This is a genomic window from Eggerthella sp. BIOML-A1, from assembly GCF_009875595.1.
GTDB classification, from domain to species: domain Bacteria; phylum Actinomycetota; class Coriobacteriia; order Coriobacteriales; family Eggerthellaceae; genus Eggerthella; species Eggerthella lenta.
On the sequence record NZ_WWRZ01000002.1, the window covers coordinates 254,487 to 268,470 of the forward strand.

The window sequence follows — 13,984 nt, forward strand, 5'->3', positions numbered from 1 at the left end:
ATACGCTTTTCACTATGAAAAGCCATCCTTTGCTTAGGCTGAAGACAGCCTTAAGGTTTCTTAACGAAAGGGGCTATGCCAGCGGAAGAGTCACGACGATCTCGGTTTCGAAGTCTTCTTCGGGCCGAGCTGAAACGGCAATCGTTCCACCCTGCAAGTCTATGAAACGTTTGGCAATGGAAAGCCCCAAGCCGGTGCCCTTGCCCGATTCGCGTGCGTCATTGCTGGTCACAAACGGCTCGAACACATGGTCGCGTATGGATTCGGGAATTCCCGCGCCGTCATCCGCTACGGCGATCACCGCCTCGCTTTCAGTGCGTTTGCAGGTCAATCGAACGGTAACGCCGCCAGGATTATGCACGCATGCATTGTTGATCAGGTTGCCAAGCACGCGCGCCAGCAACGAGCCGTCGGCGCGCACCCAAATGGGATCGTCGGGGATTGCCGCGTCAAGGCGGCAGGCGCGCTGTTCGATAGTCGGAAGCATTTCCACCGCAATGCGACGAACCGCTTCGCAAACGTCCATCCGCACAAGCTGAGGGCTGTACGAGGGGTGGTTCGTTTTGGCGTAAAGAAACAGCGAATCGATGAGCTGGGAGGCTTCGTCCGTTTTTTCCTTCATTGCCCTCAGATACTCTCCGGCTTTTTCGGGCGGCACGCATCCGTCCTCGAATGCCTGCGCATACCCCCTTATCACCGTCAACGGCGTTTTCAGATCATGCGAAATATCCGAAACGATGCGCTGCTTGTCGTTTTGCGCGGCCTTAAGCTCCTCCATCAGCTCGAGAAAATTATCGTATGTCGGCACCAGCTCAGCTGGAACGCGATGCATGCCGTCGGGGCTTTCGCCGCCTTCCTTGCATGCGGTAATGGCAGCGTCGAGCGGCTTTGCCGCCCTGCGTATCATTCTCACGAGCACCACGGCGGCAATTGCCGTGAAGGCAACCGCGACAGGGATAGAAGAAAGCCAAATCATCCCGTTTTGGCTGATCAGCTCATCGTATGTTGCTTCGCTCACATTCGAGGAGATAAAAACAAGGGTGCGGGGCTGATTGTCGACGGTAACGTATTCGAGCTTCTGGATAGATTTGTTTGCGCTGAATTCCCCGTTTATCAGGGAAAGCTCCCGCTTGCTCAGCGATTCGCGACCGGCGAACAGGTCGCCTTCGACGATCGTTCCATCAAGCTTGCAAACGCATGAGGACAAGACTATCTTCGAACTCCCGATCCCGCTCATTCCGCATAAGTTTATTTCATACACGGTGCCGTAGCGGGCATCGAAGCGCTGCAAAACCTCGTAGAACACCTGATCTTCTTCGGTTCCGTTGATGATTTCCAGGTCGTTGGCGTCGATCGATTTGGCGACATCGTCATCGCTGGCATAGAGGCGGTTTCCGTTCTGATCGAATATCACCATCTGAGCAGATGGCGGTATCGAGTTTCTCAATTCGTTGAAAGAGTCGTTTTCCAGCGCGACCCTGTTTTCCTCCAGATCGTCGATGGAAGGAAACGCGCTGTTGAGGCGCGAGTCCGCGAGGTAGCCGACAGCCGAAAACAGGCCCATGATCAAGACCGCATAAACAAGCACGATCGACATGCACCGAAACGCCAAGCTGGAAAGCAGCGACTCCACCCCCAGCTTCACCGATGTCGTATCAGCCCTCAAAACGATATCCCAATCCACGAACCGTAACGATATGCGCCGGATTGTTGGGATCGTCTTCTATCTTAGAGCGGATGTTGGATATGTGAACCATGATGCTGTCCTCGCCTCCGCCATGCGAGGAAGCGCTGATCAGTTCATACAATTGCGCCTTCGTGTACACGCGGCCGGGCGAGGAGAACAGTTTGCTGAATATCTTCAATTCCGAGGCCGTAAAGGAAACCACGTTGCTGTTCTTCCGAACGATCAAGGACTCTTTGTCGAATTCTATGGCGCCCATGCGCACGACCGAACCGTCTGGTGAAATGTTGCTTGGGCCGCTTGCGGACAATGCGTTGCAGCGTCTGAGAACCGCGCGAATGTAGGCCAGCACTTCGATCGGGTCGAACGGCTTCGTGATGTACCCGTCGGCACCCAGATCCAAGCCGAGCATCTTGTCGGTGGGCTGACTGCGCGCCGAAATGATGATGATGGGCGCGTTCGAAACTAAGCGAGCTTCCTTGATGAAGTCAAACCCGTTCATTTCGGGCATCATCAAATCCACGAGTATGACGGAAGGGGACTTGCGCTCAAGCAGCTCGAGTCCCAGCTTTCCGTTCGCAGCGGTTTCGACTTGGTAGTCGCTACCGCATAGATAGAGGCTCAGGATTTCGATAATATCCGAATCGTCTTCGACTATGAGAACCGTCTCATTCATGACGAGCCTTTCAAAAGAGTAGCGAGATCACGCTTTGCTCTTGCAGGGAGGGGGAGCGGCTTGGATTCGTATTGCCAGGACGCAGCCCATCAAGATAACGTTCGAGCAAAGAAATACCATGACTGGCGGCCTTGAGGTCATAGGGGGATTGAAAGAACAAGAAATCTCGCACTTTTGCCATAACCTGCGCATTGCATCCGGCAAGCTGCGAGCCGTTGATTGGATCCGTGGAATTTGTTCGCAGGGCAGGCGTGTTGTCGCTGGCGTTGGGATGTGGGTTCGTGTATGGTGAGGGAAACCGGTATTCGGGCTGACGGAAGAAGGGCGACATGGCGTTCGTGGAGTTTCGCGACGTGCGCAAGGTGTACCGCATGGGCGAGGTGGAGGTGGCTGCCGTCGACGGCATGACCTTCGACATCGAGCGCGGCGAGCTCGTCGTGGTCGTGGGCCCCTCGGGCGCGGGCAAGACGACGCTTTTGAACATGTTGGGCGGGATGGACGCCTGCTCGTCGGGAACCATCATGCTCGACGGTCGCGAGATCAGCGCATTCTCCGAGAAGGAGCTCACGTACTACCGTCGCTACGATATCGGGTTCGTCTTCCAGTTCTACAATCTCGTGCAGAACCTCACGGCGCTTGAGAACGTGGAGCTTGCCAGCCAGATCTGCAAGGATCCGCTCGATGCGGGAACCGTGCTCAAGCAGGTGGGCCTGGGCCATCGCCTGGACAACTTCCCGGCGCAGCTTTCCGGCGGCGAGCAGCAGCGCGTGGCCATCGCCCGTGCGCTGGCGAAGAACCCTAAGCTCCTGCTGTGCGACGAGCCCACCGGCGCGCTCGATTACCGCACGGGCAAGGCCATCCTGAAGCTGTTGCAGGACACGTGCTTCGACACGGGCAAGACGGTGGTGCTCATCACGCACAACTCCGCGTTCACCGCCATCGCCGACCGGGTGATCCACATCCGCGAAGGACGCGTTGCGGGCGTCGAAGTGAACGAGGCGCCTGTTTCCGCCGAGGCGATCGAGTGGTAGCCGGCGCGTCGTGAAAAGCGCGTTCAACACTGAGACCCTGCGTTCGATCACCCACTCGCTCGGGCGCTTCCTGGCCATCGCGGCCATCGTCGCGCTGGGCACGGGCTTCTACGCCGGTCTGCGCATGACCGCGCCCGATATGAAGCTGGCGGCCGACGAGTACTTCGACGGCACGTCGCTCATGGACATCCGCGTGCTTTCGACCCTCGGCCTCACCGACGACGACATCGCGGCGCTGCGCCATGTCGAGGGCGTCGAGGCCGTGATGCCCGCGCGCGAGACTGACGTCATGGCCTCCATCGACGGCGAACAGTACGCCACGCGCGTGCATTCGCTGCCCGATGCGGCGCGCACGAGCGACACCTCCGACGGCGTGCATGCGCGTTCCGACGACCCCGACTATCTGAACCGTCCCCTCCTCGTCCGGGGTTCGTGGCCGCAGAAGACGGGGGAGTGCGTGCTGTCGGCCAACCTCGTGGAGAACGACGCCATCGCCGTCGGCGACACGCTGACCATCACCGAGGGCGTGCAGGACGTGGACCAGACCCTCGTCACGCGCACGTACACGGTGACGGGCTTTGTGAACGCTCCGTACTACGCAACGTCTTCGAGCATGGGCGAGACCACGCTGGGTTCGGGCTCCATCCAACAGTATATGTACGTGCCCGAGAGCGACTTCTCGGCCGATCTTCCCTATACCGAGGCGTACCTCACGGTGCGCGGGGCGGCGAACGAACGCGCGTCGAGCGACGCCTACCAGCGGCTCGTAGACGAAGTGGCGGATCGCATCAAGGCGCTTGCGCCCGAGCGCGAGCAGGCGCGTGTCGACCAGCTGAAGTCCGATGCGCAGAAGGAGCTCGACGAGAAGCGTGCCGACTACGAGCGCGAGAGGGCCGACGCGCAGTCGCAACTGGACGATGCGAAGCGCCAGCTCGACGATGCCGCCGCGACGATCGCCGCAAGCGAGCAGGAGCTGGCCGACGGCCAGGCGGCCTACGACAGCGGCGCGTCCGAGCTGGCGAGCCGGCGCGCGAGCGCCGAGCAGCAGCTGGCCGATGCCGAACGGCAGATAGCCGAAGGGCAGGCGCAGCTCGACGCGCAGCGCCCGCAGTTGGACGATGCCGCAGGGCAGCTCCAAGCGGCCCGGGTTCAGTGGCAACAGGGCGCCGACGCCCTCGCGGCGGCGTGGGGCGATTGGCAGCGGCAATCCGACGAGCTTGACGCGGGCATAACTCGGGCGCAGGCCGGCGTCGCCGACGCAGCGGCCGGCGTCGACCGGATCCAGAAGGGCATCGACGCGCTGGAGGAGCAGATCAAGCAGCTCGATCCCGACAAGGACGCGCAGAAGATCGCCGAACTGCGCGCCGAGCAAGACGCCCTCAAAGCGCAACAGCAGGATCTCCGGGCGCAGATGGCTCTCGTCCAGGCCACCCTCGACGATCTCGTCAACGTGCAGAAGCCCAAGCTGGAGGCAGCGCGCGCCGAGCTCCAGGGCAAGCAGGACGCCCTGGACTCTTCCAAGGTCGAGCTCGAACAGCAGCAGGCCGCCTATGAAGGGGGGAGGGCTCAGTTCGACGCGAGCGCCCGGAAGCTTGATCAGGCGCGCGCCGATCTCGCCTCATCGCGCTCGCAAGCCGACGCGCAGATCGCCGCGGCTCAGCAGCAGCTCGACGACGCCGCCGCTCGGCTGCAGGACGGCCGCGCCCAGCTCGAACAAGGTCGCGCCGACTACGACAGCGGCCTCGCCGAATACGAGCAGAAGAAATCGGACGCCGATGCGCAGCTGGCGGACGCCGAGCGTCGCCTCGACGACGCCCAGAAGCAGATCGACGATCTGGAGCGCCCCGAATGGCTGGTCATGGACCGCACGGCGAACTACGGTGCAGCCAGCTTCGAGGCGGACGCCGACCGCGTGGACAGCATCGCCGCGGTGTTCCCGTTCATCTTCTTCCTCGTGGCGGCTCTCGTGGCCCTCACCACCATGACGCGCATGGTGGAGGAGGAGCGTGCCCTCATCGGCACGTTCAAGGCGCTTGGCTACCGTCGCACGCGCATCGCCTCCAAATACCTCGCATACGCAGCCGCGGCCAGTGGGATCGGCAGCATTCTGGGCATCCTCGCGCTGTCCCAAGTGCTGCCCGCCGTCATCATGAAGGCCTACGGCATCATATACTTCGTGCCCGAGCTGCCGCTGCCGCTGCCCGTCGATCCTGGGTTCGCCGGGCTTGCAGCCGGGCTCGGCGTCGGCGTCACGCTGTTCGCCACCTGGGCCGCCGTCGCCGCCACCTTGCGCGAGCGCCCGGCGCAGCTCATGCTGCCGCGCGCTCCGAAGGCGGGCAAGCGCATAGTACTCGAACGCATCGGTCCGCTGTGGCGGCATCTCTCGTTCTCGTGGAAAGTGACGTTCCGCAACCTGTTCCGCTACAAGAAGCGCTTCGTCATGACGGTCATCGGCATCGCGGGCTGCACGGCGCTCTTGCTGACGGGTCTCGGGTTGTCCAACGCCATCAACGATATAATCGACAAGCAGTTCGGCGAGATCACGAAGTACAACGCCGTCGTTACGCTGGCGGACGACCTGTCAAGCGAAGAGCAGCGGCGTATCGACGACCTGCTCGACGACGGCTCGCTCGCCACCGCGCATACGCTGGTCATGCGGCAGAACATGCTGGCCGGCGGGCCGGACGAGCAAGACAAGCGCATGGAGCTGGTCGTGCCCGAGGATCCGGCATCGTTCGACCGCTTCGTGGCCTTGAACACCCGCGTCGGCCATCATCCGGTGAAGCTGGACGACGACGGCCTCGTGCTCACCGAGAAGCTGGCGGCGGAGTTGGGCGTGCGCGCAGGCGATGCCGTCACGCTGACCGAGCAGGATGCCATCGGCAACGCGACCGGCACGTCCTACGAGGCCACGGTCACGGGCATCGTCGAGAACTACGTGTACCATTACGCCTATATGGGTCCTGCCCTCTACGAGCAGCTTATGGGTAAGGCTCCCGACTACCGCACCGTGCTGGCCGTCACCACGTCCGACTCCGACTTGCGCGTGCAGTTCTCGAACGACCTTCTGGCCGCAGGAGGCGTGAAGACCGTGGCGTACAACGACGAGACCATCGACGCGTACCGCGACATGATGTCGAGCGTGAACATGATCGTCGTGGTGCTGGTCACCGCGGCGGCGGCGCTCGCGTTCATCGTGCTGTACAACCTCACGAACATCAACATCACCGAGCGCATGCGCGAGATCGCCACCCTCAAGGTGCTCGGCTTCACGCCGCGCGAGATGAACGCTTACATCTTCCGCGAGATATTCCTCTTGGCGGCCATCGGCTGCGCGGTCGGTCTCGTGCTGGGCGTGTGGATGGAAGGCTTCGTCGTGGTCACGGCCGAGGTGGACCAGATCATGTTCGGCCGTGCCATACACCCGACCAGCTTCCTGCTGGCGTTTCTGCTGACCATGCTGTTCACCGTGCTCGTGATGCTGGCCATGCGCGGCAAGTTGCGCCGCATCGACATGGTGGAAAGCCTCAAGTCGAACGAGTAATGCGCTACAATGAGCGTTTGACGATCGAAACAGAAGGGGACTCTTCATGAAGGTAACCGAAAAGAAGCTCGACGACGGACGCATCCTGCTGGAGGCCGTAGCCTCCACCGCCGAGGTCAGCCATGCCCTCACGGCGGCTCAGTACAGGTTCGCCCAGCAGATGGGCGTGCAGCCCACGCCGGGCATGTCCGTGGAGCAGGCCGTCGAGAAGCAGCTGGGCATCAAGGACCTCGACGCCATCGTGCAGCAGCAGGCCGTGGAGTACCTCGTGCCGTTCGCCATCGACAAGCGCAACATCACGCCGGCGTTCCCAGCTCTTCCGAAGGCCGCCGGTCCGCTCAAACGCGGCCAGACCTTCTCGTTCGAGGTTCGCGTCACGCCGAAGCCCGACTACGAGCTGAAGTCCTACGAGCCCGTGTCCATCACCGTGCCGCCTTTCGAGATCGAGCAGGCCGAGGTCGAGGAGCAGATCGCGCAGATCGCCGAGAGCTACGCGGAGTTCGTGTCGGACGAGCCGCACCCGGTGGCGAAAGGCGACGGCTTCCTGCTGGCGCTCGAAGCCTTCCAGAACGGCGAGAAGATGGACAACCTGTCCACCGAAGGCCGCACGTACCTCACCGGCATGGGCCTCATGCCCGAGGACTTCGAGAAGCATCTCATCGGCATGAACGTGGGCGAAACGAAGTCGTTCTCCTTCGACCTGCCCGGCATGAACGCCGACGACAAGGGCGACACCGTCGACTGCACCGTCACCGTCAAGGAGATGCAGAAAAAGGTCGTCCCCGCCATCGATGACGAATGGGTGGCCAAGAACCTGCCCATGTACCGCGATGCGGCCGCTCTGCGCGGCGGCATAACCGATCGCCTGACGGCCGACCGTCGCGCCCAGTACGAGGCGTACAAGCTGCAGGTTGCGGCATCCGAGCTGGCCAAGCGTTTCGAGGGCCGCATTCAGGACGAGGTGTACGAGGCCATGCAGCAGACGCTCGTGTCCAACCTGCGCGGCCAGCTGCAGCAGCAGGGCATCCCCTTCGAGCAGTTCGTGCAAAGCCAGGGCGGCGAGCAGCAGTTCGGCATGATCATGATGATGCAGACCCGCGAGATGCTCGTGCAGGGCTACGCGCTGGATGCGCTGTTCCGTCACGAGAAGATGACCCTCACCGACGAGGACATCGACGCCGCCTGCCGTTCGATGAACCCGCAGAACCCGGACGCCGTGAAGCGCGAGATGCAGGAGAACGGCCGCGGCTTCGCTCTGCGCGAGGCCGCCGAGCGCATGAAGGCGAACCAGTGGCTGCTCGATCATGCCATCGTGAACGTGGAGCAGCCGGCGGAGCAGCAGTAATCCGTTCCGGTCGGCTTCATGCTGCAGGAAACTGCCCCTGTTGGCCATCCTTCGTAATCGTTTGCGAGCGACAAGGCTTTGTCCTTGTCGCTCGCGTTTTTCGTCGCTCTCTCAGCGGTCTGGAATGCTCTGCGGATTGTGCGCAGGTTGTGTCTAAAAAATCGATTCTTGAATACAAAGCGTTTTCTGCGTATAATTCTCGGTTGCGTCTGGACTTAGATGGATACACCCGGACGCGTGGCAACCGGAGTCGCACGTGCCCAGCCTCCCTGCGGCACATCGGCGGCAATCGGAGCCACGAAGAGACGAAGGATTCTCGGTGTACGGAGAGGCGTGCGAGCGAGAATCCGCAGAAAGGAAAGCAATGGGAGTCAAACAGTACAAGCCGACCAGCCCCGGCCGACGCTTCCAAACGGTCTCGGACTTCGCCGAGATCACGACGTCGACGCCGGAGAAGTCGCTGCTTGCGCCGCTGTCCAACAAGGCAGGACGCAACAACAACGGCCGCATCACCACCCGCCATCAGGGCGGCGGTAACAAGCGCCGTTACCGCATCATCGACTTCAAGCGCAACAAGGACGGCGTCCCCGCGAAGGTCGCGACCATCGAGTACGACCCGAACCGCAGCGCCCGCATCGCCCTGTTGCACTACGTCGACGGCGAGAAGCGCTACATCCTTCATCCGAAGGGCCTCCGCGTGGGCGATACCGTCATGAGCGGTGTCGAGGCCGACATCAAGCCGGGCAACGCCCTGCCGTTGGCCAACATCCCCGTCGGTACGCTCATCCACGCCGTGGAGCTGCAGCCGGGCAAGGGCGCCGCTATCGCCCGTTCCGCCGGCACCAGCATCCAGCTCATGGGCAAGGAGGGCGACTACGCCATCCTGCGCATGCCTTCCTCCGAAATGCGCCGCGTGCTCATCACGTGCCGCGCGACGGTGGGCGAGGTCGGTAACGCTGAGCACTCCAACATCAAGATCGGCAAGGCCGGTCGCAACCGTTGGAAGGGCATCCGTCCCAGCGTTCGCGGTACCGTCATGAACCCGGTCGACCACCCGCACGGCGGCGGCGAGGGCAAGAACAAGTCCGCTGGTCGTCACCCGGTCACCCCGTGGGGCGTTCCCACGAAGGGCCATCGCACCCGCAATCCCAAGAAGGCTTCGAGCCGCTTGATCATCCGCCGTCGCAAGAAGTAGCGCAAAGCGTTAAGGAGTAATAGTGAGTAGAAGTTTGAAGAAGGGTCCTTTCGTTGAACCGCGCCTTCTTGATCGTATCGAGAAGATGAATGCGGCGGGCGAGAAGAACGTCGTGAAGACCTGGTCGCGCTCGAGCACCATCTTCCCGGAAATGGTGGGTCACACCATCGCCGTGCACGATGGCCGCAAGCACGTGCCGGTATACGTTACGGAATCCATGGTCGGCCACAAGCTGGGCGAATTCGCCCCGACCCGCACCTTTAAGGGTCATTCCGCCGACAAGGGCAAGAAGAGATAAGAAGGGGTGAAAACAATGGAAGCTAAAGCAATTGCACGCTATGTCCGCGTTTCGCCCCGTAAGGCGCGTATCGTCATCGATCTGATTCGTGGCAAGTCCGTGCCCGCCGCTCGCGAGATCCTGCAGTTCTCCGACCGCGCCATCGCCGAGGTTGTCGCCAAGACGCTGAACTCCGCTGTGGCCAACGCCGAGAACCAGCACCACGTGCGCCCGGAAACGCTCATCGTGAAGGCCGCCTTCGCCGACGAAGGCCCCACGCTCAAGCGCATCCGTCCGCGCGCCAAGGGCTCCGCTTCGCGCATCCGCAAGCGCACGAGCCACATCACCATCATCGTTGCACCGCGAGAGGAGGCATAAGCCGCATGGGTCAGAAAGTAAGCCCCACCGGGTTCCGTCTCGGCATCACCGAGGAATGGCGTAGCCGCTGGTACGCCGACAAGGATTACGCCAAGAACCTGGCAAACGACTTGGCCATCAGGAAGTTTTTGGACAAGCAGCTCGCCCGTGCCGCCGTCTCCAAGATCGAGATCGAGCGCGCCGGCGACAAGATCAAGATCATCGTGACCACCGCCCGTCCGGGCGTCGTCATCGGCAAGAAGGGCGCTGAGATCGACTCGCTGCGCAAGAAGCTCGAGAAGGTCGCCAACGGTCCGGTGTCCATCGAGGTCGTCGAGGTCAAGCGCCCCGAGCTCGATGCTGCGCTCATCGCGCAGTCCGTTGCCGAGCAGCTCGAGGGACGCGTTGCGTTCCGCCGTGCGATGCGCAAGGCCGTCCAGTCCGCCCGCAAGAGCGGCGCCAAGGGCATCCGCATCCAGTGCTCCGGCCGTCTCGGCGGTGCCGAGATGAGCCGTCGCGAGTGGTATCGCGAAGGTCGCGTGCCGCTGCACACGCTGCGTGCCAAGATCGACTACGGTTTCGCCACGGCTGCTACGACGATGGGCTCCATCGGCGTGCAGGTGTGGGTGTACCACGGCGAAGTGCTCCCCGGCCAGAAGGCTCCCCAGCCGGCGCTCGAGGGCAGCTCTCGCCCCAGCCGTCCCCGTCGCAACGATCGTAACGATAGGAGGGCAAAGTAATGCTCGTACCTAAGCGCGTGAAGCACCGCAAGGTGCAGCGTGGTTCCATGAAGGGCAAGGCCAAAGGCGGCACCCGGTTGAACCACGGCGAATACGGCATCCAGGCGCTCGAAGCCGCTTGGATCACCAACCGCCAGATCGAGGCAGCCCGTATCGCCATGACCCGCTACATGAAGCGTGGCGGCAAGGTGTGGATCACGATCTTCCCGGACAAGCCCATCACGAAGAAGCCTGCCGAGACTCGCATGGGTTCCGGTAAGGGCAACCCCGAGGCATGGGTCGCGGTCGTCAAGCCCGGCCGCATCATGTTCGAGATCGGTGGCGTCGACGAGGCCGTCGCCAAAGAAGCGCTCCGCCTCGCCATCAACAAGTTGCCCATCAAGTGCAAGATTGTTTCTCGTGAAACGGAAGGGCAGGAATAAATGAAAGCAGCAGAGATCCGTGAGCTGTCTGCCGACGATTTGCAGGCGAAACTCAAGGAAGCGCGCGCGGAGCTTTTCAACCTGCGCTTCCAGATGGCTACGAGCCAGCTTGACAACACCGCCCGCGTGAAGCAGGTCAAAAAGGACATCGCGCGTATTCAGACCGAGATGCGCGCCCGCGAGCTGAGCGCATAGCCCGTCGGCTAGGAAGGTTGGATACACATGAGCGAAGAACGTAACTCCCGCAAGGTCCGTCAGGGCGTCGTGGTAAGCGCCGTCAACGACAAGACCTGCGTCGTGCAAGTCAAGGAGCGCAAGCCGCACCCCGTGTACGGCAAGATGATGACGACGACGAAGAAGTTCCATGCCCATGACGAGAACAATGAAGCCGGCCTCGGCGACACCGTTCAGATCATGGAAACGCGTCCGCTGTCGAAGATGAAGCGCTGGCGCCTCGTGAAGATCGTCGAGAAGGCCCAGTAGTCTTGCGCGCTCGTCGCGAAAGACTATCGAGATGAAAGTTAGGTTGAAGCAATGATTCAGATGCAAACCATGCTCGCAGTGGCCGATAACTCCGGCGCTCGCAAGGTGCAGTGCATCAAGGTCCTGGGCGGCTCCAAGCGCCGTTATGCGGGACTGGGCGATGTCATCATCTGCAGCGTTAAAGAAGCCGCGCCGAACACCAACGTGAAGAAGGGCGACGTCGTCCGCTGCGTGGTCGTTCGCGTGAAGAAGGAAGTTCGTCGTGCCGACGGCAGCTACATCAAGTTCGATCAGAACGCAGCCGTTCTGATCGACACGAACGGCGCCCCGCGCGGCACGCGCATCTTCGGGCCCGTCGCCCGCGAGCTGCGCGACAAGAAGTACATGAAGATCGTGTCCCTGGCACCTGAAACGCTCTAAGGAGGTGTGCGCAAATGAACAGCATGAACATCAAAAAGGGCGATAAGGTGAAGGTCCTGGCCGGCAAGGACAAGGGCAAAGAGGGCACGATCCTGCATTCGCTGCCGCAGAAGCAGCGCGTCGTCGTGGAGAAGGTCAACATCGTCAAGAAGGCTCTTCGCCCCACGCAGCAGAACCCGCAGGGCGGTATCTCTTCGGTGGAGGCTCCCATCCACGTGTCGAACGTGATGCTGGTGTGCCCGAGCTGCAAGCAGCCCACGCGCGTCAGCAACAAGCGCGACGAGAACGGCAAGAAGGTCCGCGTCTGCAAGAAGTGCGGCAAGGACATCGACTAGCACATGAAGGCGGCGCGGCGCTTCGGCGGCGCGCCCCTTTGAGCAATGACCCCCTCCGGCCAGGCCGGTTGGGGACGCAGGGTCGGAAATCCTGCGTTTAATTCATCGAAAGGATACAGGAAAACATGACTGCTCCTCGCTTGAAGGAAAAGTACACCAACGAGATCGTGGCCAAGCTCGAGAAGGATCTCGCCCTCGACAACGTGAACAAGGTTCCGCGCCTTGAGAAGATCGTCGTGAACATGGGCGTGGGCGCCGCCGCTGCCGACCACAAGCTGCTGGACGCCGCCATGGGCGACCTGCGCATCATCACGGGCCAGCAGCCCTGCGTGACGCGCGCCAAGAAGTCCATCGCCGGTTTCCACGTGCGCGAAGGCCAGCCCATCGGCTGCAAGGTCACGCTGCGCGGCGACCGCATGTGGGAGTTCCTCGACCGCCTGCTGGCCACGGCGCTTCCCCGCGTGCGCGACTTCCGCGGCATTTCGCCGACCAGCTTCGACGGCCGCGGCAACTACACCATGGGCGTCACCGAGCAGCTTATCTTCTCGGAGATCGATTACGACAAGATCGATCGCACGCGCGGCATGGACATCACGTTCGTGACGACGGCTCCGGACGACGACAGCGCCTTCGCGCTGCTCGACGCGCTGGGCTTCCCGTTCAAGGACAAGGAATAACCCGCGTTGTCCCACCCAAGGCTGCCCCAAGGCAACCTGCGCTGAAACGTGCACTCGAGCCCGTCCGGACGATCGGACGGGCTGGATATAAGAAAGAAGGATTTGCATGGCTAAGAAATCGATGGTCGCCAAGGCCAAGCGCGAGCCGAAGTTCTCGACGCGTCAGCACAACCGCTGCACGCGCTGCGGACGTCCCCGCGCCTACTACCGCAAGTTCGGCCTGTGCCGCGTCTGCTTGCGCGAGTTGGCCAACAAAGGCGAACTGCCCGGCGTGACCAAAGCTTCGTGGTAAGCCACACGACGATTACGCTCGGGTGTGCCACGGTTCAGGCGGAGGCGTTACGGGCGCCGACGAACCGAATCGACAGGCTCATCACGGACCAAAGGAGAAAATCACTATGACCATGACCGACCCCATTGCAGATATGCTTACGCGCGTGCGTAACGCTAACTCTGCCGGCAAGCCGACGGTGTCCATGCCGTCCAGCAAGAAACTTGTCGAGATAGCCCGCATCATGCAGGAAGAGGGCTATGTTCAGGGCTACGACGTCATCGAGGGCGAGCCGCGCGCTACGCTCGAGATCACGTTGAAGTACGGTGACAAGAAGGCCAAGACGATCCGCGGCATCAAGCGCATCTCGAAGCCCGGCCTGCGCATCTACGCGGGCAAGGACGAGCTGCCCCGCGTGCTCGGTGGCCTCGGCACGGCTATCGTTTCGACGAGCAACGGCGTTATGACCGATCGCGATGCCCGTAAAAAGGGCGTTGGCGGCGAAGTCATCGCCTACATCTGGTAGG

The 13,984-nt window shown here is 61.9% G+C and carries 18 protein-coding genes; 15 read left to right on the top strand and 3 right to left on the bottom strand.

Going from position 1 to position 13,984, the window contains the following annotated elements; genetic code table 11:
- Positions 1–73: 73 nt before the first annotated feature.
- Genes GT590_RS02880 through GT590_RS02890 form a run of 3 tightly spaced genes read right to left on the bottom strand, consistent with a single transcriptional unit; the run spans position 74 to position 2,691 of the window.
- Positions 74–1,684, bottom strand: a complete 1,611-nt coding sequence (locus GT590_RS02880) for a sensor histidine kinase KdpD (RefSeq protein ID WP_009306365.1) — start codon at positions 1,682–1,684, stop codon at positions 74–76.
- Positions 1,656–2,360 (bottom strand): response regulator transcription factor, encoded by a 705-nt coding sequence (locus GT590_RS02885; protein WP_009306364.1) that lies wholly within the window; start codon positions 2,358–2,360, stop codon positions 1,656–1,658. The genes GT590_RS02880 and GT590_RS02885 overlap by 29 nt, the downstream gene beginning before the upstream one ends.
- Before the next feature lie 10 nt (positions 2,361–2,370).
- Positions 2,371–2,691: an Ldh family oxidoreductase gene (locus tag GT590_RS02890; RefSeq protein ID WP_139019509.1), complete on the bottom strand. Its 321-nt coding sequence runs from the start codon at positions 2,689–2,691 to the stop codon at positions 2,371–2,373.
- Here GT590_RS02890 and GT590_RS02895 point away from each other — a divergent pair.
- The 15 genes from GT590_RS02895 (at position 2,690) to rpsH (ending at position 13,983) form a co-directional block, all read left to right on the top strand.
- A complete protein-coding gene (locus GT590_RS02895; protein ID WP_009607900.1) occupies positions 2,690–3,391 on the top strand; it encodes an ABC transporter ATP-binding protein in 702 nt (233 codons plus the stop codon). The two genes, GT590_RS02890 and GT590_RS02895, sit on opposite strands and share 2 nt — an antisense overlap.
- A gap of 10 nt (positions 3,392–3,401) precedes the next feature.
- Positions 3,402–6,935, top strand: coding sequence for an FtsX-like permease family protein (locus tag GT590_RS02900; protein ID WP_009607823.1), 3,534 nt, complete (start codon positions 3,402–3,404; stop codon positions 6,933–6,935).
- 46 nt (positions 6,936–6,981) lie between these two features.
- Positions 6,982–8,280 (top strand): trigger factor, encoded by a 1,299-nt coding sequence (locus GT590_RS02905; protein ID WP_009607874.1) that lies wholly within the window; start codon positions 6,982–6,984, stop codon positions 8,278–8,280.
- Between the two features lie 364 nt (positions 8,281–8,644).
- Entirely contained in the window at positions 8,645–9,475 is an 831-nt protein-coding gene (gene rplB, locus GT590_RS02910) for a 50S ribosomal protein L2 (RefSeq protein ID WP_009306353.1), read from the top strand.
- Positions 9,476–9,497: 22 nt separating this feature from the next.
- Positions 9,498–9,773 (top strand): 30S ribosomal protein S19, encoded by a 276-nt coding sequence (gene rpsS / locus GT590_RS02915; RefSeq protein WP_009306352.1) that lies wholly within the window; start codon positions 9,498–9,500, stop codon positions 9,771–9,773.
- Positions 9,774–9,788: 15 nt separating this feature from the next.
- Positions 9,789–10,130, top strand: a complete 342-nt coding sequence (rplV, locus tag GT590_RS02920) for a 50S ribosomal protein L22 (protein WP_009306351.1) — start codon at positions 9,789–9,791, stop codon at positions 10,128–10,130.
- A 5-nt stretch (positions 10,131–10,135) separates the two neighbouring features.
- Positions 10,136–10,849 carry a 30S ribosomal protein S3 gene (rpsC, locus tag GT590_RS02925; protein WP_009306350.1) on the top strand — a complete coding sequence of 238 codons (714 nt, stop codon included), beginning with the start codon at positions 10,136–10,138 and terminating at the stop codon, positions 10,847–10,849.
- The gene (gene rplP / locus GT590_RS02930) at positions 10,849–11,271 is read left to right on the top strand and encodes a 50S ribosomal protein L16 (RefSeq protein ID WP_009306349.1); all 423 of its coding nucleotides are present in this window, start codon (positions 10,849–10,851) and stop codon (positions 11,269–11,271) included. The genes rpsC and rplP overlap by 1 nt, the downstream gene beginning before the upstream one ends.
- Positions 11,272–11,466, top strand: coding sequence for a 50S ribosomal protein L29 (gene rpmC, locus GT590_RS02935; RefSeq protein WP_009306348.1), 195 nt, complete (start codon positions 11,272–11,274; stop codon positions 11,464–11,466).
- A 27-nt stretch (positions 11,467–11,493) separates the two neighbouring features.
- Entirely contained in the window at positions 11,494–11,754 is a 261-nt protein-coding gene (rpsQ, locus tag GT590_RS02940) for a 30S ribosomal protein S17 (RefSeq protein WP_009306347.1), read from the top strand.
- 51 nt (positions 11,755–11,805) lie between these two features.
- Positions 11,806–12,174, top strand: a complete 369-nt coding sequence (rplN, locus tag GT590_RS02945; RefSeq protein ID WP_009306346.1) for a 50S ribosomal protein L14 — start codon at positions 11,806–11,808, stop codon at positions 12,172–12,174.
- A 23-nt stretch (positions 12,175–12,197) separates the two neighbouring features.
- Positions 12,198–12,509, top strand: a complete 312-nt coding sequence (gene rplX, locus GT590_RS02950; protein WP_175282507.1) for a 50S ribosomal protein L24 — start codon at positions 12,198–12,200, stop codon at positions 12,507–12,509.
- 125 nt (positions 12,510–12,634) lie between these two features.
- On the top strand, positions 12,635–13,186 hold the full coding sequence (gene rplE / locus GT590_RS02955) for a 50S ribosomal protein L5 (protein WP_009306344.1): 552 nt from the start codon (positions 12,635–12,637) through the stop codon (positions 13,184–13,186).
- Between the two features lie 106 nt (positions 13,187–13,292).
- The gene (locus GT590_RS02960; RefSeq protein ID WP_009306343.1) at positions 13,293–13,478 is read left to right on the top strand and encodes a type Z 30S ribosomal protein S14; all 186 of its coding nucleotides are present in this window, start codon (positions 13,293–13,295) and stop codon (positions 13,476–13,478) included.
- A gap of 106 nt (positions 13,479–13,584) precedes the next feature.
- The gene (gene rpsH, locus GT590_RS02965; RefSeq protein WP_009306342.1) at positions 13,585–13,983 is read left to right on the top strand and encodes a 30S ribosomal protein S8; all 399 of its coding nucleotides are present in this window, start codon (positions 13,585–13,587) and stop codon (positions 13,981–13,983) included.
- Position 13,984: the final 1 nt, after the last annotated feature.

Bases quoted from the DNA above. Each gene is read 5' to 3' on its own strand.
- GT590_RS02885 (WP_009306364.1), bottom strand. From the start codon at position 2,360: ATGAATGAGACGGTTCTCATAGTCGAAGACGATTCGGATATTATCGAA.
- GT590_RS02895 (WP_009607900.1), top strand. From the start codon at position 2,690: ATGGCGTTCGTGGAGTTTCGCGACGTGCGCAAGGTGTACCGCATGGGC.
- GT590_RS02890 (WP_139019509.1), bottom strand. From the start codon at position 2,691: ATGTCGCCCTTCTTCCGTCAGCCCGAATACCGGTTTCCCTCACCATAC.
- GT590_RS02905 (WP_009607874.1), top strand. From the start codon at position 6,982: ATGAAGGTAACCGAAAAGAAGCTCGACGACGGACGCATCCTGCTGGAG.
- rplB (WP_009306353.1), top strand. From the start codon at position 8,645: ATGGGAGTCAAACAGTACAAGCCGACCAGCCCCGGCCGACGCTTCCAA.
- rplV (WP_009306351.1), top strand. From the start codon at position 9,789: ATGGAAGCTAAAGCAATTGCACGCTATGTCCGCGTTTCGCCCCGTAAG.
- rpsC (WP_009306350.1), top strand. From the start codon at position 10,136: ATGGGTCAGAAAGTAAGCCCCACCGGGTTCCGTCTCGGCATCACCGAG.
- rplP (WP_009306349.1), top strand. From the start codon at position 10,849: ATGCTCGTACCTAAGCGCGTGAAGCACCGCAAGGTGCAGCGTGGTTCC.
- rpmC (WP_009306348.1), top strand. From the start codon at position 11,272: ATGAAAGCAGCAGAGATCCGTGAGCTGTCTGCCGACGATTTGCAGGCG.
- rpsQ (WP_009306347.1), top strand. From the start codon at position 11,494: ATGAGCGAAGAACGTAACTCCCGCAAGGTCCGTCAGGGCGTCGTGGTA.
- rplN (WP_009306346.1), top strand. From the start codon at position 11,806: ATGATTCAGATGCAAACCATGCTCGCAGTGGCCGATAACTCCGGCGCT.
- rplX (WP_175282507.1), top strand. From the start codon at position 12,198: ATGAACATCAAAAAGGGCGATAAGGTGAAGGTCCTGGCCGGCAAGGAC.
- rplE (WP_009306344.1), top strand. From the start codon at position 12,635: ATGACTGCTCCTCGCTTGAAGGAAAAGTACACCAACGAGATCGTGGCC.
- GT590_RS02960 (WP_009306343.1), top strand. From the start codon at position 13,293: ATGGCTAAGAAATCGATGGTCGCCAAGGCCAAGCGCGAGCCGAAGTTC.
- rpsH (WP_009306342.1), top strand. From the start codon at position 13,585: ATGACCATGACCGACCCCATTGCAGATATGCTTACGCGCGTGCGTAAC.